The sequence below is a fragment of the Winslowiella toletana genome (genome assembly GCF_032164335.1).
Taxonomy (GTDB): Bacteria; Pseudomonadota; Gammaproteobacteria; order Enterobacterales; family Enterobacteriaceae; genus Erwinia; species Erwinia toletana_A.
Genome location: NZ_CP134152.1, coordinates 124,918 through 144,144 on the forward strand (window position 1 = coordinate 124,918; position 19,227 = coordinate 144,144).

Below are 19,227 nucleotides of genomic sequence, written 5' to 3' on the forward strand. Positions count from 1 at the left end.
TGGCCATTAAAGCGCTGCCGTGGCTGGGCCTGATACTGCCCGGCATGGCTTTGTTTGGCCCAATTGCTGCGGTGGCGGCAGAGACACCCGTGTCACACGAAGTGGCACCGGTAACGTGGTTGCTGCAGCAAATACGTATTGGTGAAGCCACCAATAAATTCGATCTGGTGACGCAGTCGCTTTACCGGCTGCAAAAAATCGATCCGGATAATCCTGAAGTGCTGGCCGCGCAGCTGCGGCTGGCGCTGCGTCAGGGCGATCAGGCCAAAGCTCAGCGCCTGATGGAACAGCTGAATAAAACCGCCGCAGATTCTCAGGCGGCAAAGCAGTCGGCTGCCAGTATGCTGCTGATCACCCCGGACGGACGCCAGCAGTTGCAGCAAGCCCGTTTACTGGCGACGGCGGGTCATCTTGAAGAGGCGCAAGCCGCTTACGACAAACTCTTTAACCGCCAGTTTCCGGGCGTCGATATCGCGCTGGAATACTGGCGGCTGGTGGCACGCATAGACGGCCAGCAGCCGCAGGCGTTAGCTCAGCTACAGGCGTTGGATCAGCAGTATCCGGGTAATTCCGGCCTGCGATTACAGATTGCCCGGATGCAGCTGGAGAACAACAAAAACAATCAGGCCATTGTTGAGCTGAAAAAAGTGGCGCAGGACCCGGCAGGCCGTGAGTCGGCGGGAGCGCTATGGCTGGCAAAAATTCAGTCGCAGGCGGTTACCGAGAGCAGTGTCGCCGAACTGAAGCGGTATCTGGAGACGTTTACTGGCGGAGATGCGCAGCGCAATGGCCAACAGGAGCTGGAGCGTCGACAAAAATTGCTGGCCGATCCGATATTTCGCCAGCGTGAGCGTGGGCTTTCGTTAGTGGACAGAGGAGCAGGCGCGGCGGCGATTCCTGCATTACAGGCGGCGCTAAAGGCCAGGCCGGACGATGCCGAACTGCTTGGTGCCATGGGACAGGCGCAATCGCGCGCTAATCGTCGGGCTAGCGCGATTGGCTATTTTGAACGCGCGATTCAGGCGGGCCAGCAAAGTACCCGTATCGGTAAATGGCGTAGTTTGCTGACATCGAATCGCTATTGGCTGGCAATTGATAAAGGCGATAAGGCGCTGGCGAAGGGCGATATTACCGCAGCACAGCACCAGTATCAGCTGGCACGTACGCTGGATAACAGCGACAGCTATGCGCTGATTGGCCTTGGAGACGTGGCGCTGGCGAATAAAAATAACGCCAGTGCTGAACAGCAGTTTCTTCATGCCTTGCGGCTTGAGCCGGGCAACAGTACCGCGACTCGTCGTCTGGCGGCGCTGTATCAGCAGCAATCGCCACAAAAGGCGATCGATTTTATTAACCGGCTGACACCCGGCCAGCAACGTGCGCTGGGCAATACGCTTAATGACCTGCGCAGCGATGCGCAACGGGCGGAAGCGGATGCGCTGGCCGCGCAGGGCAACTGGGCGCAGGCGGCGGAGAAATACCGTCGGGCACAGCGCGATGCGCCGGATGACGTCTGGCTTAACTATCGTCTGGCTGGCGCTTTGCGTGAGTCAGGGCAACTGCAGCAGGCGGATCGGCTGATGGCGGCAATGGCGAGTAAGCGTGCTGACGATCCGGCGCAGGTTTATGCTTACGGGCTGTATCTCTCGGGCAGCGATCGGCGCGATCGGGCTCTGGCGCAGCTCAGTACTCTGCCCAGAGCGCAATGGGACGAAGATATTGTCAGTCTTGCCGGGCGACTGGAGCAGGACAAAGTGTTTGAGCGTGCCAGTGCATTGCGTGACGCAGGCGATGAAGCCTCAGCGATTGCGCTGTTACAGCAGCAGCCATTCTCGGCGCGCCGTGATAATACGCTGGCGGACTGGGCGCTGGCGCGCGGCAACGCCGCTCAGGCGTTGCAGGGTTATCAGCAGGTTCTCACCCGGCTACCGCAAGACAATGATGCCGCGCTGGGACGAATTGATGCGCTGGTGGCGCTGAAGCGCAGTGCCGAGGCACGTAGCGCGTTGCAATCGCTGCCGCCAGAGGCAGTAGCCGAAAGCAGTAACACTGAACGTCGGGTTGCCAGTGCCTGGCAGAGCGTCGGTGAAACTCAGCGTGCAGCCACGCTGTATCACGGCCTGAAAGCGCGTGCGGCTAAAGAGATGCCGTCGCAAAGCAGTGCGCTGGTATTTCGCGACGCGGCGCGGCTGGAAACTGAACAGCGCCAGCCGCAGATAGCACTGGATGATTATCGTCAGGCGATGGTTGCCAGCGGTATCACCCGGCAACTTCCGCCGGATAATAATGAATTCACCCGGCTAATGCGCAATGACGCGCGTGATGACTGGCTGAAACGTGGCATACGCAGCGATGCCGCCGATCTGTATCGCCAGCAGGACACCACGCTGACGCTGGAGCAGGATTATTCACGTAATAAAGGAACCGGCGGAATTTCTGACTTTACCGCCCACACCACCATGTTTGAAGCGGAAACACCGTTGGCCGATGGCAAAGGTTTTCTGCGGCTGGATCATGTTGCCGCTTCGGCAGGCAGTTTCTCTACCACTGACGGGTCTCATCGCGACGTGTTCGGCAGCTGCGCTGACAACAATACCAATGGCTGTAGCCGCGATCTGAAACAGCGTGCCGAAGGCACGGCTCCGGCGATTGGCTGGCGCAACGATCGCTGGTCCGCCGATATTGGCACCACGCCAGTCGGTTTTGAGGTGGTGAACTGGGTGGGGGGCGTCAGCTGGGATACCGACTACAGAGATATCGGTTTGTCATTTACGGCTTCACGACGTCCAATTGCCAGCTCGCTACTCTCTTTTGCTGGCGCTCGCGATCCGAGTATTGAAGGAGGCCGCAGTTGGGGCGGGGTGGTCGCCACCGGTGGCAGCATCGGTATGAGTTACGATCGGGGCGGCGCGCATGGCGTATGGGCGGATCTTAGCGCGCACCAAATCACCGGTAAAAACGTGGCGAACAACTCACGTGAAAGATTGATGGCGGGCTACTACTATAAGCTCATTAATGAAAATAACCGTCGCGCCACGATGGGTCTTAACAGCATGCTGTGGCATTACCAGAAAGACCTGAGTGACTACGCATTTGGTCAGGGCGGTTACTACAGTCCGCAAAGTTATTTCTCGTTGGCGGTGCCGTTGACCTGGCGTCAGCGTAGCGAAAACTGGTCGTATGAACTGGGCGGTTCAGTGTCATGGTCACACTCAACCACCAAAGCGCAGGCGCGCTATCCGGTTAACCCGGGTTTTCAGACCACGGCGAATCCGATCTCATCCGACAGTTCCGGTGGTGGAGTGGGCTACACGTTGCACGCGCTGGTAGAGCGGCGATTAACCGCGCACTGGACGCTGGGTGTTGGCATTGATATTCAGCAGGCAAAAGATTATACCCCCAGCCACGGGCTGCTCTATCTGCGATACTCGCTGGCAGGTTGGGAAGGCGATCTGGATATGCCGCCACAACCGCTGACGCCCTATGCCGATTTTAAATAGTATGTTGCGGTAAAATCTTGTTATTTTACTGCTGAACGAGGGTTTCGACTCGGAAAAGACTTAAACACCACTATCAGGCATTCTGCTGTCATATAAAATTGAAAGCATGGGATATACTCTGGACAGTTTTTTCCTACTTATCCTTACGAGGAGCCTGGAGAACAGCTTTGCGCGTTAGTCGTTCACTTACGATCAAGCAGATGGCAACGGTTTCAGCGATTGCCATTATCACCATCTGCATCTTTATCGTTATTCAGCTTTTCCATTTTGTGCAGCAGCGCAGGGTTGACTACGCCCAGCAAATGGAAAACATCGCGCACACCGTTCGTCAGCCCTTGTCTGAAGCGGTACTGCGCGCCGACATCCCTGAGGCAGAGAGCATCCTTAATTCGCTTAAACCGGCGGGAATTTTGTCACGAGCTGATGTGGTGCTGCCGAATGCATTTCAGGCGTTGCACACGGATTTTTCGCCGGAAAAACCGGTGCCACGGCTGGTGGCTCGCGTGTTTGAACTGCCGGTGCAGATTACGGTGCCGCTCTATGCAACGGAGCGCACTGCGGCACCGAAACCGTTGGCATATCTGGTGTTGCAGGCTGACTCATGGCGCGTTTATCAGTTTATCCTCAGCACCGTCGCTACCATGTTGACCACTTATTTGCTGCTGGCGCTGATCCTGTCAGTGGCGATCAGCTGGTGTATTAACCGGCTGGTGATTCATCCGCTGCGTGATATTTCACGCGAGCTGCAGGCGCTGCCGCCGCAGGATATTCTCACCCATAAACTGACTATTCCGCCGCTGCATCGTGATGATGAAATTGGCATGTTGATTCGCAGTTATAATCGCAATCAGCAGGTGCTGGAATCAATACATGATGAGATGAGCCGCCTGACCACTCACTTTGCACTGACCGATTTGCCAAACCGAACGCTGTTTCTTGCGCTGCTGGAGCAGCATATGAGATCGGCCGGTACGCTCAGTGGTTTTACCGTGATGGTACTGCGTGTTGAGACTTTGCAGGAAGCCAATGGCGTTCTGACCGATGAACAACGCGACACCCTTATTTTGACGCTGACGGAAAAAATTCGCAGCTGTCTGGATGACCGAACGGTGCTGGCGCAGCTGAACGGCAGTGATTTTGCGCTGCTGGCGAAAAGGGCCAACAGCCCGTTTCGCGCGGTGCGTCTGGCGCGCAATATGATGATGCGTCTGACACAACCGGTGGCGCTGCAACATATGCAAATTCGTCCGGTTGCCAGTATTGGTATGGCGCAGCGTGATGCCGCCACCCTCGCCGTGGCTGACCTGCTGGGTCGCGCGACTTCAGCGATGATGTCGGCGCGCCATCAGGGGAAAAATCAGATTCTGTTTTATGATCCGCTGCTGACCGAGCGCGCGCAAAAGCGCCTGACGCAGGAACATGACATCTTGCGCGGACTGGAACAGGAACAATTTGCGCTCTATCTGCAGCCCCAGGTCAATATGCAAACCGGTGAGCTGGTGGGGGCTGAAGCGCTGTTGCGCATGCGTCAGCCGGATGGCAGCTACAATTTGCCGGAAGATTTTATTGTCGGTGCCGAAGAGCTTGGCGTGATTGGCGATTTGGGCCGCTGGGTATTTGAAGAGTCCTGTCGCGTACTGGCCGGCTGGCAAAAGCGCGATATTATTCTGCCGCTTAGCGTCAATATTTCAGCGGTACAGCTGCGCGATCCCGGCATCGTGCCGCATTTACAAGATTTGCTGGCGCGCCATCGAATTTTGCCTGGCAGTCTGGTGCTGGAAATTACCGAGACCGCCGAGATTGGCGATCCGCAACAGGCCGCCGCATTGTTGAGTGCTTTGCAGCGAGTTGGCGTGGCGGTAGCGCTGGATGATTTTGGGATGGGCTATTCCAATCTTAACTATCTGCGCCAGTTTAAATCATTGCCAATCAGTAAGTTGAAGATGGACCGCAGCTTTGTATCGGCACTGCCTGCTGACGATACTATGGTCAAAATCATCGCGGCGATCGCTGAAATTGTTGATATTGATGTGGTGGCTGAAGGGGTGGAAACTGACGAGCAGCGCGACTGGCTATTGGCGCGCGGGATTAATATTGGTCAGGGCTATCTCTACTCTCCGGCATTGCCGCTGGCCAGTTTTGATCAGTGGTTACTGCGTGCGGATTATCTGAAATCAAACCCTTCCAGATAACGCTTTAGGTTAATCCAGGGTTATGGATTTTCATGCTGAAGCGTTTCAGTTCATAGTTATTGATTATGCTTTCATCAGCTTGTGTCAAGATATATCAATCTTGTTACCCCGATGTTATTTTCCGCGCTGTTGTTCAATTCTAATGATAGCGATGTAAATCGCATGTTCGGCCGCAAACGGAAACGCTTTTTATGAAAACATCACTGTTCAAAAGCCTTTATTTTCAAGTTCTTACTGCTATCGCCATCGGCATCCTGCTCGGGCATTTCTACCCGGATCTGGGCGCGCAGATGAAGCCACTTGGCGATGCATTCGTTAAACTGATTAAAATGATTATCGCCCCGGTCATCTTCTGTACGGTAGTTACCGGTATTGCCGGTATGGAAAGTATGAAGGCGGTCGGGCGAACCGGTGCGGTAGCACTGCTCTATTTCGAAATTGTCAGCACCATTGCGCTAATTATCGGACTGCTGGTGGTCAACATTGTGCAGCCTGGCGCCGGGATGAATGTCGACCCGGCCACGCTGGATGCCTCTGCGGTGGCGGTCTATGCCCAGCAGGCTGAGCAGCAAGGGGTAATACCGTTCCTGCTGGATATCATTCCTTCCAGCGTGATTGGCGCTTTCGCCAGCGGGAATATTTTGCAGGTACTGCTGTTTGCCATTCTGTTTGGTTTTGCCCTGCATCGCCTCGGTGATAAAGGCACGATGATTTTCAATGTCATTGAGAGCTTCTCCAAAGTGATCTTTGGCATCATTAATATGATTATGCGTCTGGCACCGATAGGCGCCTTCGGCGCGATGGCCTTTACCATTGGTAAATATGGCGTTGGCTCGCTGGTGCAGCTCGGACAGCTGATTATCTGCTTCTACATCACCTGTGTGCTGTTCGTGGTGGTGATTTTGGGGCTGATATCGCGTTACGTCGGCTTCAATATCTTCAAATTTATCGGTTACATCAAAGAAGAATTACTGATTGTGCTTGGCACCTCCTCTTCTGAATCAGCGCTGCCGCGCATGCTTGAGAAGATGGAGCGGCTGGGCTGTAAGAAATCGGTGGTGGGACTGGTGATTCCGACCGGCTACTCGTTTAATCTCGACGGCACCTCAATCTATCTGACTATGGCCGCGGTGTTTATCGCTCAGGCGACCAACAGCCATATGGATATCGTCCATCAGATTACCCTGCTGGTCGTGTTACTGCTGTCATCGAAAGGCGCGGCAGGCGTCACCGGCAGTGGGTTTATCGTGCTGGCTGCTACCCTCTCAGCGGTGGGCCATCTGCCGGTGGCGGGCCTGGCGCTGATCCTCGGTATCGACCGCTTTATGTCGGAAGCCCGTGCGCTGACTAACCTGATTGGTAACGGTGTGGCGACGGTGTTTGTTTCCAAATGGGTTGGACAGCTGGATGAGAAAAAGATGAAAGAAACGCTGTCGTCATCGGTTAAAACTGAAAAAACCGCCTGAAAAATCACTCTGAGCGACTAATTCAGCTAAAAAGCCCCTGAAATGCCCGCAGCAGCTTGCCCTTGCTGCGGGCATTTGCATAATAATCCCCACTTAGCATTTTTTTTCATGATATTTCACTTCGTTGCGCGACATCTTTCTAATCGCGTGGTCTAAGAAGCTGTTCTCTTAAAACAGCAGCTTCCCTTTGTGATCTTATGAACTGATAACAAAGGATAACGTAGCGCCAGTGATTATTATTGGTTTGTTATTGAGTAGGGGTTCACATGCAGGGCACCAGATTACGTCTTTTGGTTGGTGGGTTGTTACTGGCAACAGTCAGTTACACGGTGCAGGCTGAAACACTACAACCAGATCCTGCCTGGCAGCAGGGGAAATTAGCAAATGGATTTAACTGGCAGGTGCTCAGTACGCCGCAGCGCCCCAGTGACCGGGTCGAAATTCGACTGCTGGTGAATACCGGATCGTTGGTGGAGACCGCCCAACAGATCGGATTCAGCCACTTATTACCACGTCTGGCGCTGGTGCATAATACCGCGCTGGATACTACGCAGCAGCGAGCACTGTGGGCCCAGGGCATCGACCCAAGCCGCCCATTGCCGCCTGCCGTTACCTCGTATGATTTCACCCTTTATAATCTCAGCCTGCCGAACAATCGCCCGGAAGTGGTCAAAGATGCCCTGAGCTGGCTGGCCGCTACTGCCGGCAAAATGACGATTAACGATCAGGTGGTGAATACTGCGATCAATGCTGATAACCCGGTGAAAACCTGGCCGACGAATCCCCAGGATGTCTGGTGGCGCTACCGGCTAAAAGGCTCACTGTTATTGGGGCACGATCCCTCTGAACCCGCCAAAGCGCCTGTTGATATCAACCAGCTGAGCAGCTTCTACAAGCAGTGGTATACCCCTGATGCGATGACCCTGTTTGTGGTCGGTAATGTCGATACCCGCAGCTTGTCAGAGCAGATTAATAAAGCGTTCTCCTCGCTGGAAGGCAAGCGTGAAGCGCCTTCACCGATGCCGACTCTTTCGCCGTTGCCGCATCAGCCGGTCAATCTGGTGAATAATGACGTCAGCCAGGATCGCCTGTCGCTAATATGGGATACCGCCTGGCCGCCGATTCGTGATTCACAAAACCTGACGCGTTACTGGCAGAGTGACCTGGCACGTGAGGCGCTGTTCTGGCATGTGCAGCGGGTGCTGAGTGACAGTAAAGCGCAGGGCGTGCAGGTGGGTTTCGATTGCCGTGTGCTGTATCAGCGCGCCCAGTGCGGAATTAATATGGATTCCAGCAACAGTACGTTACTGGAAAATATGAATCTCATTGCCCGCGAGCTGGCGAATATTCGTGATAACGGCCTGCCAAAGGATGAGTTTGATGCGCTGATGGTGCAGAAAACCGCTGAGCTGAACAAGCTGTTTGCTACCTATGCGCGCACCAGTACTGATGTGCTGATGAGTCAGCGTCTGCGCTCGCAGCAGAATGCGGTGGTGGATATCGCTCCTGAGCAGTATCAGAAACTGCGCCAGGCCTTCCTGTCTGAATTAACGCTGCCGATGTTAAATCAGGAGTTACGTCAGCAGCTAACGCAGGAACTGACCATGGTGCTGATGCAGCCGCAGGGTGAAGCCGAAACCAATGTCAAATCACTGCAGGAGAGCTGGCAGCGCATTATGACTCCGGCGACTGCGGCCAGCGCACCGGCTGACAACAATAAACCGGAAGTGTCAGATATTCCGGTTCCGCAGTCCTGACAGGATTGCAGGGCGGGAGCCGGAAACGGCTCCCGTTTAGGGATTTCAGTAACCCCGTTTACAGCTTTCGCGTAAGTAATATCTTCGGCATCCGGCTCTGATGAATAACGCCGATCACCTCAACACCGCCAGGCGGCTGTAGGTAATAAATCACATAGCTTAAACTGAACACTCCGGGTAACAGGGTTAAATCTTCTGTACGGCTAATATTTGGATGAGAGGCCAGCAAATGCAGGGTGTCGCGCAAATCCATTAGCGCATTTTCCGTTAGTTTGCAGCGCTCCCTTACATATCCTTCATAAGCTCATCGAATACTGCATCACCATCATGAACAAGGCCTGCTTTAGTCTGAGCAATAGACTGGGCCAGTTCAGCTTGAAGGTGCAGAAGTTTTCATTCCTCGATCTGGTCCTATTCTTCTGCAGAAATCAGAACAGCAACGCGTTTACCGTGTTTACTGATCTCAATCGGTTCGCGCTGCGTTTTCATCAGCGGCTCAAAAGCTAAAGGTGCTAATGACAGGATGGTCCACCTTAGTTCGACTAATTCGAAAATCATGACGAAGCACTGGCAGGCGTGACGTAAATGAGTGGCAAGGTGTAGGGCGGAGTTAAAAGGATTGCGGTAATCTCAGCGATTTGGCGCTTAATCACATTGGTTATGCTCTGACTACCCATAGAGTTAACAGTGCCCGGCAGGGCACTGATTGGAAGATTAACTGCACTTATTGTGGCATAGCACTTTTGGGAATGATCGCCCCGCGGTGCTGAATAACGGTACTGGCCGTCAGGTGACCGCGCCCGGCGGCCTGCTCTGCACTGCCGCCGGATAAGCGTACCGCAAGATAACCGGCGCTGAAAGAGTCACCTGCTGCGGTAGTATCCACCACTTTGTCGCTGGCGAGTCTGACCGCAGGCACTTCGACTAATGGCGTATCACCGGTCGCAACCAGGCAGGATTCGGCACCGCGTTTAATCACAATCTCTTCAACGCCCGCAGCAAGCGTGCGCGCCACAACCTGCTCAATGGTCGCTTCACCCCACAGTAGGGTTTCATCATCCAGCGTCAGAAACGCGATATCGGTGCAGGCCAGCATCGCGGCGTAAGTCTGCTGCGCCTCTTCACGGCTTTGCCACAAGCGCGGGCGATAGTTGTTATCAAAAATCACCTTACCGCCGTTACCGCGACACTCGGCTAACAGCGTCATCAGTCGGGCACGGCTGTTGTCGTTAAGAATTGCCAGGCTGATACCGCTCAGATAGAGATAATCGAACAGCGCCAACTCTTCACAAATTTCATCGGCGCGTTCGCTTTCCAGCCAGTAACGGGCGGCCGCTTCATTGCGCCAGTACCAGAAAGTGCGCTCTCCCGCAGCATCAGTTTCGATAAAATAGAGCCCTGGCAGTTTGTTTTCCATGCGCTGGACCAGCGTGGTACTGACATTTTCCTGCTGCCAGGCGTCAATCATTTCGTTGCTGAAGGTATCGGTTCCCAGCGCGGTGACATACTCGACCGCGATCGTGCCGGCGGGCAACTGACGTGCGAGGTAGACCGCGGTGTTCAGGGTATCACCGCCAAATCCACGGCTTAAATCTGCGCCTTTTTGCGACAGTTCAATCATGCATTCGCCAATGATGGCAATTTTTTTATGCGTCATGGTTTCCAGCCTCAGGAAATATCAGTTCCTAGTCTCGCTTTGCATCAAGCCTCAGTCAATGATTTAAAACGCTGTTTTAAATTTATTTACAGCGAATATATGATGATTAAATAGCCTGGCTGACCGCTAAAGTGATCGCTATTAATTCGATTGAAAAGTTAAGGAGCTGATAAACTGGAGGGTGTGAAACTGGCTTTCAATGCCGGTAAAGTTATGCAGGCCAGTGCCGATACTTGCTGAGCGGGATGCCATTTGAGGCAATCTCAAATAACCAGGATGTAAACCATGATGCTGAAAAAAATCAGTCATCGGCTTCCTTCCTCAATTGTTGTGCAAAAACATCAGGAAGAGCGTCTGTTCTGGAAACAGTGTCAGCGATTGTACACTTTTCAGCCGATCTACCAGGTCACTGGTCGCTTGATGGCAATTGAGTTGCTTACCGCGGTGTTTCATCCTGCCGCGCCGAGTCAAAGGTTATCGCCCGAAGACTATTTTGCCGCGCTTGATATTTCACAGCGGTTACATATCGTCCAGGAACAGCTTGAGCTACTGATCCAGTGGGAAAGTAAATTTATTGATGGTGATCTGGTCGCTTCCGTCAATATCGACGGGCCATCGCTATTAGCCATACAGCATCACCACAACATTCGGGCATTGATTGCCCGGCTGCCTTGGGTGCGCTTTGAGCTGGTTGAGCATCACGTATTACCACAGGAAGAGATTGTCGCGCAGATGCCTGAACTTGGCCCACTGTGGCTGGACGACTTTGGCTCCGGCATGGCAAATTTTTCTGCACTGACCGAATTAAAGTATGACTACATCAAGCTGGCGCGTGAGCTGTTTGTTCTGCTGCGCGCCACCGAAGAAGGCCGTAATCTTTTTCTGATGTTGCTGGCGTTAATCAATCGCTACTGTAAGGGCGTGATTGTTGAAGGTGTGGAAACTGCGGAGGAGTGGGCGCAGGTGCAAAGCTCTTCAGCCTTTGCTGCACAAGGCTATTTTTTCTCGCGGCCGTTACCGTTTGAGCAGCTGACGGATATTCCTCTGCAACTGATCTGATGCCGATCTCATTGGTCTCTACTATCTTTAATCAAAGATAAAGGATGAGCAAGGAGTTGGAGATGTCGCGTAGTGGGAAAATAATAAGCTGGATCGTCGGGATTTTTTTGTTGCTGGTGATCATTGTGGTACTGGTTATTGCTTTCTTTGACTGGAACCGCCTGAAACCCACCATCAACCAGAAAGTCTCGACGGAGCTAAACAGACCCTTCGCTATTCGGGGCGATCTGGGTGTCGCCTGGCAGCGCAATCGTGATGAACCGGGCTGGCGTAGCTGGATACCCTGGCCGCATGTGCACGCCGAAGATATTATGCTCGGCAACCCGCCTGAAATTCCTGAAGTCAGCATGGTGCATCTGCAACGAGTCGATGCCACGCTGGCACCGTTAGCGCTGATCGGTAAGCAGGTGTGGATTCCGTGGATCAAACTGCAGCAGCCGGATGCCAAACTGATCCAGACCGCCGACGGTAAAAATAACTGGACGTTTAATCTGGCAGAGAGCGAAAACAAGGATGACAGTCAGACACCATCTGCCTGGTCATTCCGTCTTGATAATATTATGTTTGATCGCGGGCAAATCGACTATCGCGACGAAATCAATAAAGCCAAAGTGCAGATACTGGTTGATCCGCTGGGCAAACCGGTGCCTTACGGCCAGCTGGCTGGCGGTGACGATAAACAGGAAAATGCGGCCGATTTTGTTTTCGGCTGGAAAGCGCGCGGTACCTACAATAATGAGCAGTTGAACGGCGATGGCAAAATCGGCGGCATGCTCTCTTTACGCAGTAAAACGACTCCATTCCCGATTCAGGCTGACGTGCGCAATGGCACCACTCGCGTTCGTATTGCGGGTATCGTGCAGGACCCGATGAATCTGGGAGGCGTTGATCTGCGCCTGCGCTTTTCAGGTGATACGCTGGCCAATCTGTATGGTCTGACCGGCGTGCTCCTGCCGGACACGCCGCCTTATGAAACCGATGGTCGCTTGCAGGCGCGTTTCCAGCAAAAAGGCGGCGCGGTATTCCGCTATCAGAACTTTAACGGCAAGATTGGCGACAGCGATATTCACGGTACTCTGACTTACAGCCAGGGTAAACCACGGCCAAAACTGGAAGGTTCACTTGAGTCACGCCAGCTGCGTATGGCTGATTTGGGGCCGCTGATCGGCGTCGATTCGGGTAAAGGCAGTGAGAAAACCAAACAGGCGAAGGCAAAACGCGGTGAAGCCTCTTCTCAGCCAGCCGATCGGGTACTACCGCATGATAAATTCGATACCAAAAGCTGGGACGTGATGGATGCGGATGTGAAGTTCAGCGGTAAGCGTATTGAACACAGCAATTCGCTACCGATAAGCGATCTTTACACTCATCTGGTGTTGAAGAAGGGGGATTTGCGCCTCGACCCGCTGCGGTTTGCCATGGCCGGTGGCAACCTGAATTCCACCATTCATTTAGAAGGTGACAGAACGCCGATGCGCGGACGCGCCGATATTCACGCGCGCAAGCTGAAGCTGCGCCAGCTCTTCCCAGGTGTGGAGGCGATGCAGAGCAGTCTGGGGCAGATGAACGGTGATGCGACGCTGAGCGGTACCGGCAATTCGGTGGCTGACTTGCTGGCAACCAGCAACGGTAATTTGAAATTACTGATGAATGACGGTTTGATCAGCCGCAGCCTGATGGAGATTGTTGGACTCAACGTCGGTAACTACCTGGTCGGCAAACTGTTTGGCGATGACGAGGTGCGCATTAACTGCGCCGCCGCCGACCTCAATGTACGCAACGGCCTGGCATCAACGCGGCTGTTTGTGTTTGATACTGAAAATGCGGTGATTAATATTTCCGGCACCGTCAATTTTGCTAATGAGCGGCTCGATTTGTCGATCGATCCGGAAAGTAAGGGCATGCGCATTATTACCCTGCGTTCACCGCTGTATGTGCGCGGCACCTTTAAAAATCCGGATGCTGGTGTGAAAGCCGGCCCACTGATTGCACGCGGTGCGGCGGCCGTGGCACTGGGCGCGGTGGTTGCACCTGCGGCAGCGTTGCTGGCACTGATTTCAACCAGCGATGGTGATGATAATCAGTGCAGTAATGTGTTGCAGCAGATGAAGTCGAAGAAGTAGACCAAAAAAAGCCGGACGATGTCCGGCTGTTCACTCAGTGATGGGGGGATGCCCTCAAAGCGTCTGGTGTCGCGTCTCTTTCGAGGCGATCAGCGCCAGCAGCGTCAGGCAGGCCATCGCGGCGAGGTATAAACCCACCGCATACAGACCATAGGTGGTTGCCAGCCAGGTGGCGATGTAAGGTGCCACTGAAGCGCCAAGAATTGACGACAGGTTGTAGGAGAATGATGCACCGGTATACCGCACTTCGGTCGGGAACAGCTCCGGCAGCAGCGCACCCATTGGGCCAAAAGTCAGGCCCATAATACTCAGACCCAGCAACAGAAAGCCCATCACCACCCATTGATTACCTGAACCCAGCATCGACGGGAACAGCAGCGAGAAGGCGATAATCATCAGGGTAATCACAATCATGGTTTTACGACGGCCAAAGCGATCCGCCAGTACACCGGCAATTGGCACGGTAATACCAAAACCAATGACTGCCACCATCAGCATCCACAGGAAGCTATTACGTGAATAACCCAGACCAATTGGTTCAGCTGCGGTTCCGTAACTCATTGAGTAAACAGTCATAATATAAAACAGCGTATAGGTCGCCAGCATAATAAAGGTGCCGATAATCGTTGCCTTCATATGCTTACTGAACAGGGTGCCAATCGGAACTTTAACCTGCGCATTGGCTTTCTGTACTTTGGCGAACACCGGCGATTCATGCAGCGATACGCGGACATATAGGCCGATCAGCACCAGCACCGCCGAGAGAATAAACGGGACGCGCCAGCCCCATTCCATAAATTGCTCATCGCTTAACAGCCATGAGAGCAGCAGGAAGGTGCCGTTGGCAAAGAAGAAACCAATCGGTGCTCCCAGCTGTGGGAAAGAGCCATACAGTGCCCGCTTCTTCGCCGGGGCATTTTCGGTTGCCAGTAGCGCTGCGCCGCCCCATTCGCCGCCAAGACCGAGGCCCTGACCAAAGCGCGCCAGCGCCAGCAGCAGAGGAGCGAATACGCCAATGGTCTCGTAGCTGGGCAGCAGGCCAATTACTACGGTTGAAATACCCATGGTCAGTAGCGAAGCAACCAGCGTGGCTTTGCGGCCTACGCGGTCGCCGAAGTGGCCAAACACCGCAGAACCAATGGGGCGTGCAATAAAGGCAATGGCAAAAGTCGCCAGCGACTGTAGCGTGGCAACGGTGGCATCGCCCTGTGGGAAGAAAATATGCGGGAAGACGATAACCGCTGCCGTGGCATAAATATAGAAATCGAAGAATTCGATAGCTGTGCCGACCAGCGAAGCGACCAGCACTTTTCCGCGTGAGTTTACTGGTGTGGCATCGTGTTCGGCGTCGAGAGTTGGTGCGATGGAGGCTTGCATAATTGTTTCTTATTTTTAATACGTGAAAGGGAATCTTACGCACAGCAAATGGCGCATTCAATGGCGAAAGGCGGTGTCGAAACGGGCCTTGTTGGTTGAAAAGTCGATAATTTTTATCAATGGATATTTGCTGGCGAATGCCAAGGCGATTGAGCCATTTTTTAGCGGGAATCACTGGCAAAGGGCTAAATAAAAGTTAGCTGTCAGCGATTAATGCTGGATACTGCGCAAAATTCAACCGCAGGACGAGATTTTTAACTGTTTTTTCAGCGTTTCATCGGTGTGGAGGCGGTGCGCCACCGCTAATCTGTGTGGCGCACCGGTCGATTATTGCGTGCCTGAGTCGGTCACTGACTCTGGCATTATCTTGTCATCTTTGTACTGCGCGGTGGCAATCCACGCGGCGCAAAACAGCGTCAGACGTGCGAAGAAGTAGAAGAACGCCATCAGCCCCAGTACCGAGCCAAACGCGGCACCCGAAGGGGAAGAGGCCAGTTTTGGTAGCGTCAGGGTCATAATAAATTTAATCACTTCAAAGCCAATCGCCGCCAGCAACGTGCCGCGTAACAGCGCTTTTTTGCGGGGTTTATGGCGCGGCAAAATCCAGAAAATCCATAAGAACAACAGATAGTTGGCAAATATCGAAATCGACAGGGCAATCACCGTCAGCGCCGGACGTAACCATTCAATATGATCAAGACCAAGGGCACTGACAATTGCTGCCTGCGCCGAACCCGCCACTGAAGTCAGCGACAGGGTAATAATCAGCGCCAGCACCAAACCGGTAAGCGAAATAAAGTCGCGGGTATATCTGAAGTAAATCTTCTCTTTGTCGGTGGGATTCCGCTCCCAGACATCGCGCGACTGGGCGCGAATCGCCTCGCGCAGATTACCCATCCAGCTAATCCCGGAATAGAGCGCAATCAACAAACCGGTCAGGCCGACGGTGGTGCGCTGCTGAATTGCCGTATTCACGGTATTTTTCAGGGTCTGAGCCAGCGTCGGATCGCTGATACTGCTGACAATTTTATCGATCAGTTCGGTCAGCAGCGTGGGATGCGAGGCGAGAATAAAGCCGACGGCGGCAAAGGAGACCATTAAAATCGGGATAAGCGATAAAAAGGAAAAGTAGGTAATCGCCGCGCCGAACTGGCTGCCGAGACGATCGTTAAAACGTTCACCCGCGCGGATAAAATGCGCCACCGCTGGGATAGCCTGGAACCAGCTGACAAAACGTGACACGCGAGTAATCGAGTGATCAACGGTTTTATTACCGGTTTTAATGGAGATCAGTGGCTTCTCTTCAGCCACTTCATGGGGATGGTTGGGTTGATTTTGCTTGTCCGTCATTAACCGCTCTTGTCCTTATTTTTAAATGCCTGAATAATAATTATAGCCCGGCTGTCACTCTGCGTAGCGTTTCATCGCCTGAGTCAGCCATTCCATAAACACCTGCACCCGACGAGCCAGGTTACGCCGGTGTGGGTAAATCAGTGAAACCGGCATCGGCTGGGCGCAAAATGCCGGTAGCACCTCTTGCAGCGTTTTCGCTTTTAATTCGCTCTGTACCCCAACGCGGGGCACCTGAATAATCCCTAATCCAGCGATGCAGGCTGCGCGATAAGTTTCGGTACTGTTTACCGTCATTACGCCCCCGGTCTGAATGATATGGCAACGCTGACCATCAAAAAACTCAAACCCAACGGGTGGGCTACCCAGCTGCTGGCTGTAGTGCACCATCGCATGTTGTGACAAATCATCCAACGTTTGCGGCGTACCAAAACGGGTCAGATAGTTCGGGCTGGCGCAATTTATCATTGGCAGATGTCCCAGCGGACGGGCGATCAGGCCGGAATCCTTCAGCGTACCGACGCGCACCACACAATCAAAGCCTTCACTGATTACATCAACCAGCCGGTCGCTGCTGCTGAGTTCCAGCTCAATCGCCGGATAGTGCTGTAAAAATTCCGGCAGCCGTGGAATAACAAAATTACTCGCCAGACTGACCGGCATATCCACCCGCAGCCGTCCGCTGAGAGTGGCGGGATCGTGCTGGAACAGTGAATCCATCTCATCCAGCGTCGCCAGCAGGTCGCGACAGCGCTCATAGTAGATCATGCCGTCCTGGGTTAGCTGGACGCGCCGCGTAGTGCGATGCAACAGCCGGACGCCCATCTGATTTTCCAGTGCCTGTAACTGGCGCGAAACGCTGCCTTTAGGCAGACCCAGGCTTTCGGCGGCGCGGGTGAAACTCTGCATTTCAGCTACTCTGACAAAAACCTGCATAGCGTGAATTTTATCCATTTTGTGCACCGATTGTTATCTGTAGTGAAACAATGAAACGTAGCTACAGGCGTTTATAGATCAAAACGAGAGGAATATCCTGATTTTCGTCCCCACTTTTCTCCGAGGAGCTTAAAATGACGCGTAAAATTGCATTAATCACCGGTGGCAGCCGCGGTTTAGGTAAGAATGCAGCCCTGAAGCTGGCTAAAAAGAGCAGTGACATCATTTTGACCTACCACAGCAAACAGCAGGAAGCGCAGGCGGTAGTTGAGGAGATTGAAGCACTCGGCGCGCGTGCGGTGGCGCTTCAACTGGATATATCCAACTGCAGCAGCTTTGATGCTTTTGCCACTGAGGTGAGGCATCAGCTAAAAACGCTGTGGCAGCGCGAGAGTTTTGATTATTTATTAAACAATGCGGGTATTGGCATTCACGCTCCGTTTGAAGAGACCAGTGAAGCGCAATTTGATCAACTGGTGAATATTCAGTTCAAAGGGCCATTTTTCCTGACGCAAAAGTTGTTGCCGCTATTGGTTAACGGTGGCCGTATTCTGAACGTTTCCAGTGGGCTGGCGCGCTTCAGCCTGCCGGGCTACTCCGCGTATGCAGCAATGAAAGGCGCGATGGAAGTGCTGACGCGTTATCAGGCGAAAGAACTGGGCGCACGTGGCATTGCGGTAAATATTATCGCGCCGGGTGCCATTGAAACTGATTTTGGTGGTGGCGTGGTCAGGGATAACAGCGAGTTAAATGCTTTTATCGCTTCACAAACTGCGCTGGGGCGCGTTGGGTTACCGGATGATATTGGCGATGCGATTGCGGCGATTCTCAGTGATGAAAGCGGCTGGATCAATGCGCAACGTATTGAAGTGTCTGGCGGGATGTTTATCTGAGGCGGCATTGATGCCTCTGGCGTACGGGAGCCGTTTTCGGCTCCCGCACTGATGTCATTGTTGATTAAAGCCGGATAGTGCCATCAATCACCGTCACCGTCTGGCCACCAATCCAGATGTCATCATTCTTGTAGCTGACCTGCACTCGGCCATTGCGTTGCATCGCCGTGCCCTGACGCACCCGGTAATCATCGTTTTTTCCCTGCTGCTGAAAATAGCGAGCGAGGCAGGCATTGGCGCTGCCGGTTACCGGATCTTCCGTCAGCGATCCCTGCTCAATCAGCAAGCCACGCACTTCATACTGCTCATCCCCTTCGGCCAGTGGACCAAACGGCATCACGCCGTTGACGTTGGCGTGTTGTTGCAGGCGTTCGAGATCTGCCGGATTCGGCTTTATTGCCAGTACCGCCTCCGCAGAAAGCATCGGCACCAGCAGCCAGCGAATCCCCATATCTGCCACCATAACCGGCTGCTGTTGATCAAAGGCATCACTGTTTAACGCCGACGTGAGCAGTGCATCACTGTAAGGTGTCAGAGTAGCGGCCGGGGCGGCAAAGGCCAGCGAGCCGTCGTCGGCAATATTGATCGTCACCAGACCAACACCGCACTGCTGCACGATTTGCCCGGCGTTTTTACACGCAATGCCTGCTTCCAGCAGCGCATGGGCGCTGCCAAGCGTCGGGTGCCCGGCAAACGGCAACTCATAATCCGGCGTGAAAATGCGCAGGCGATAGTCAGCCGCTGCGTCAGTGGCTGGCAGCACAAACGTGGTTTCCGACAGATTGGTCCAGCGCGCAATATCAGCCATCTGTGAATCGCTTAAGCCGTCGGCCTGCATAATCACCGCCAGCGGATTGCCATTAAAAGCAGAACTGGTGAAAACATCGACCTGTTTAAACGGTATGAATTGTGACATT

14 protein-coding genes are annotated in these 19,227 nt (G+C 53.6%); 7 read left to right on the plus strand and 7 right to left on the minus strand.

Annotation, left to right across the window (positions count from 1 at the left end):
- The first annotated feature begins 44 nt into the window (after window positions 1-44).
- The 4 genes from bcsC to RIN69_RS00545 all read left to right on the plus strand — a co-directional run bounded on the left by bcsC (window position 45) and on the right by RIN69_RS00545 (window position 8,915).
- Window positions 45-3,500 (plus strand): cellulose synthase complex outer membrane protein BcsC, encoded by a 3,456-nt coding sequence (gene bcsC / locus RIN69_RS00530; protein WP_313857844.1) that lies wholly within the window; start codon window positions 45-47, stop codon window positions 3,498-3,500.
- A 167-nt stretch (window positions 3,501-3,667) separates the two neighbouring features.
- Window positions 3,668-5,692, plus strand: a complete 2,025-nt coding sequence (gene hmsP / locus RIN69_RS00535; RefSeq protein ID WP_313854845.1) for a biofilm formation regulator HmsP — start codon at window positions 3,668-3,670, stop codon at window positions 5,690-5,692.
- A 191-nt stretch (window positions 5,693-5,883) separates the two neighbouring features.
- On the plus strand, window positions 5,884-7,158 hold the full coding sequence (locus RIN69_RS00540; protein WP_313854847.1) for a dicarboxylate/amino acid:cation symporter: 1,275 nt from the start codon (window positions 5,884-5,886) through the stop codon (window positions 7,156-7,158).
- Window positions 7,159-7,424: 266 nt separating this feature from the next.
- Window positions 7,425-8,915, plus strand: coding sequence for a M16 family metallopeptidase (locus tag RIN69_RS00545; protein WP_313854849.1), 1,491 nt, complete (start codon window positions 7,425-7,427; stop codon window positions 8,913-8,915).
- 58 nt (window positions 8,916-8,973) lie between these two features.
- Here the strand turns inward: RIN69_RS00545 and RIN69_RS00550 are convergent, their stop codons facing one another.
- From RIN69_RS00550 to RIN69_RS00560, 3 genes are all read right to left on the minus strand, one after another.
- A complete protein-coding gene (locus RIN69_RS00550; RefSeq protein ID WP_313854850.1) occupies window positions 8,974-9,168 on the minus strand; it encodes a type II toxin-antitoxin system RelE/ParE family toxin in 195 nt (64 codons plus the stop codon).
- 158 nt (window positions 9,169-9,326) lie between these two features.
- The gene (locus RIN69_RS00555; RefSeq protein ID WP_313854851.1) at window positions 9,327-9,473 is read right to left on the minus strand and encodes a type II toxin-antitoxin system prevent-host-death family antitoxin; all 147 of its coding nucleotides are present in this window, start codon (window positions 9,471-9,473) and stop codon (window positions 9,327-9,329) included.
- 166 nt (window positions 9,474-9,639) lie between these two features.
- Window positions 9,640-10,572 (minus strand): 2-dehydro-3-deoxygluconokinase, encoded by a 933-nt coding sequence (locus RIN69_RS00560; RefSeq protein ID WP_313854854.1) that lies wholly within the window; start codon window positions 10,570-10,572, stop codon window positions 9,640-9,642.
- A 285-nt stretch (window positions 10,573-10,857) separates the two neighbouring features.
- On the opposite strand from RIN69_RS00560, the gene pdeH reads away from it, so the two are divergent.
- Both pdeH and RIN69_RS00570 read left to right on the plus strand, forming a co-directional pair.
- Window positions 10,858-11,631, plus strand: coding sequence for a cyclic-guanylate-specific phosphodiesterase (pdeH, locus tag RIN69_RS00565; protein WP_313854856.1), 774 nt, complete (start codon window positions 10,858-10,860; stop codon window positions 11,629-11,631).
- Between the two features lie 62 nt (window positions 11,632-11,693).
- Complete coding sequence (locus RIN69_RS00570; protein ID WP_313854857.1) at window positions 11,694-13,754, plus strand: AsmA family protein; 2,061 nt, start codon at window positions 11,694-11,696, stop codon at window positions 13,752-13,754.
- Between the two features lie 54 nt (window positions 13,755-13,808).
- Here RIN69_RS00570 and RIN69_RS00575 read toward each other — a convergent pair whose 3' ends face one another.
- The 3 genes from RIN69_RS00575 to RIN69_RS00585 form a co-directional block, all read right to left on the minus strand.
- On the minus strand, window positions 13,809-15,131 hold the full coding sequence (locus tag RIN69_RS00575; protein ID WP_313854858.1) for an MFS transporter: 1,323 nt from the start codon (window positions 15,129-15,131) through the stop codon (window positions 13,809-13,811).
- A gap of 327 nt (window positions 15,132-15,458) precedes the next feature.
- Window positions 15,459-16,481 (minus strand): inner membrane protein YhjD, encoded by a 1,023-nt coding sequence (yhjD, locus tag RIN69_RS00580; RefSeq protein WP_313854860.1) that lies wholly within the window; start codon window positions 16,479-16,481, stop codon window positions 15,459-15,461.
- Between the two features lie 54 nt (window positions 16,482-16,535).
- Window positions 16,536-17,435: a LysR family transcriptional regulator gene (locus RIN69_RS00585; protein ID WP_313854862.1), complete on the minus strand. Its 900-nt coding sequence runs from the start codon at window positions 17,433-17,435 to the stop codon at window positions 16,536-16,538.
- 116 nt (window positions 17,436-17,551) lie between these two features.
- Here RIN69_RS00585 and RIN69_RS00590 point away from each other — a divergent pair, with 116 nt between their 5' ends.
- The gene (locus RIN69_RS00590; protein WP_313854865.1) at window positions 17,552-18,310 is read left to right on the plus strand and encodes an SDR family NAD(P)-dependent oxidoreductase; all 759 of its coding nucleotides are present in this window, start codon (window positions 17,552-17,554) and stop codon (window positions 18,308-18,310) included.
- Between the two features lie 64 nt (window positions 18,311-18,374).
- On the opposite strand, the gene RIN69_RS00595 is transcribed toward RIN69_RS00590, so the two are convergent.
- Entirely contained in the window at window positions 18,375-19,226 is an 852-nt protein-coding gene (locus RIN69_RS00595; RefSeq protein ID WP_313854868.1) for a PhzF family phenazine biosynthesis protein, read from the minus strand.
- Window position 19,227: the final 1 nt, after the last annotated feature.

Coding starts and splice junctions, on each gene's coding strand:
- bcsC (WP_313857844.1), top strand. CDS start 45: ATGGCTTTGTTTGGCCCAATTGCTGCGGTGGCGGCAGAGACACCCGTG.
- RIN69_RS00540 (WP_313854847.1), top strand. CDS start 5,884: ATGAAAACATCACTGTTCAAAAGCCTTTATTTTCAAGTTCTTACTGCT.
- RIN69_RS00545 (WP_313854849.1), top strand. CDS start 7,425: ATGCAGGGCACCAGATTACGTCTTTTGGTTGGTGGGTTGTTACTGGCA.
- RIN69_RS00550 (WP_313854850.1), bottom strand. CDS start 9,168: ATGGATTTGCGCGACACCCTGCATTTGCTGGCCTCTCATCCAAATATT.
- RIN69_RS00555 (WP_313854851.1), bottom strand. CDS start 9,473: ATGATTTTCGAATTAGTCGAACTAAGGTGGACCATCCTGTCATTAGCA.
- RIN69_RS00560 (WP_313854854.1), bottom strand. CDS start 10,572: ATGACGCATAAAAAAATTGCCATCATTGGCGAATGCATGATTGAACTG.
- pdeH (WP_313854856.1), top strand. CDS start 10,858: ATGATGCTGAAAAAAATCAGTCATCGGCTTCCTTCCTCAATTGTTGTG.
- RIN69_RS00570 (WP_313854857.1), top strand. CDS start 11,694: ATGTCGCGTAGTGGGAAAATAATAAGCTGGATCGTCGGGATTTTTTTG.
- RIN69_RS00575 (WP_313854858.1), bottom strand. CDS start 15,131: ATGCAAGCCTCCATCGCACCAACTCTCGACGCCGAACACGATGCCACA.
- yhjD (WP_313854860.1), bottom strand. CDS start 16,481: ATGACGGACAAGCAAAATCAACCCAACCATCCCCATGAAGTGGCTGAA.
- RIN69_RS00585 (WP_313854862.1), bottom strand. CDS start 17,435: ATGGATAAAATTCACGCTATGCAGGTTTTTGTCAGAGTAGCTGAAATG.
- RIN69_RS00590 (WP_313854865.1), top strand. CDS start 17,552: ATGACGCGTAAAATTGCATTAATCACCGGTGGCAGCCGCGGTTTAGGT.
- RIN69_RS00595 (WP_313854868.1), bottom strand. CDS start 19,226: ATGTCACAATTCATACCGTTTAAACAGGTCGATGTTTTCACCAGTTCT.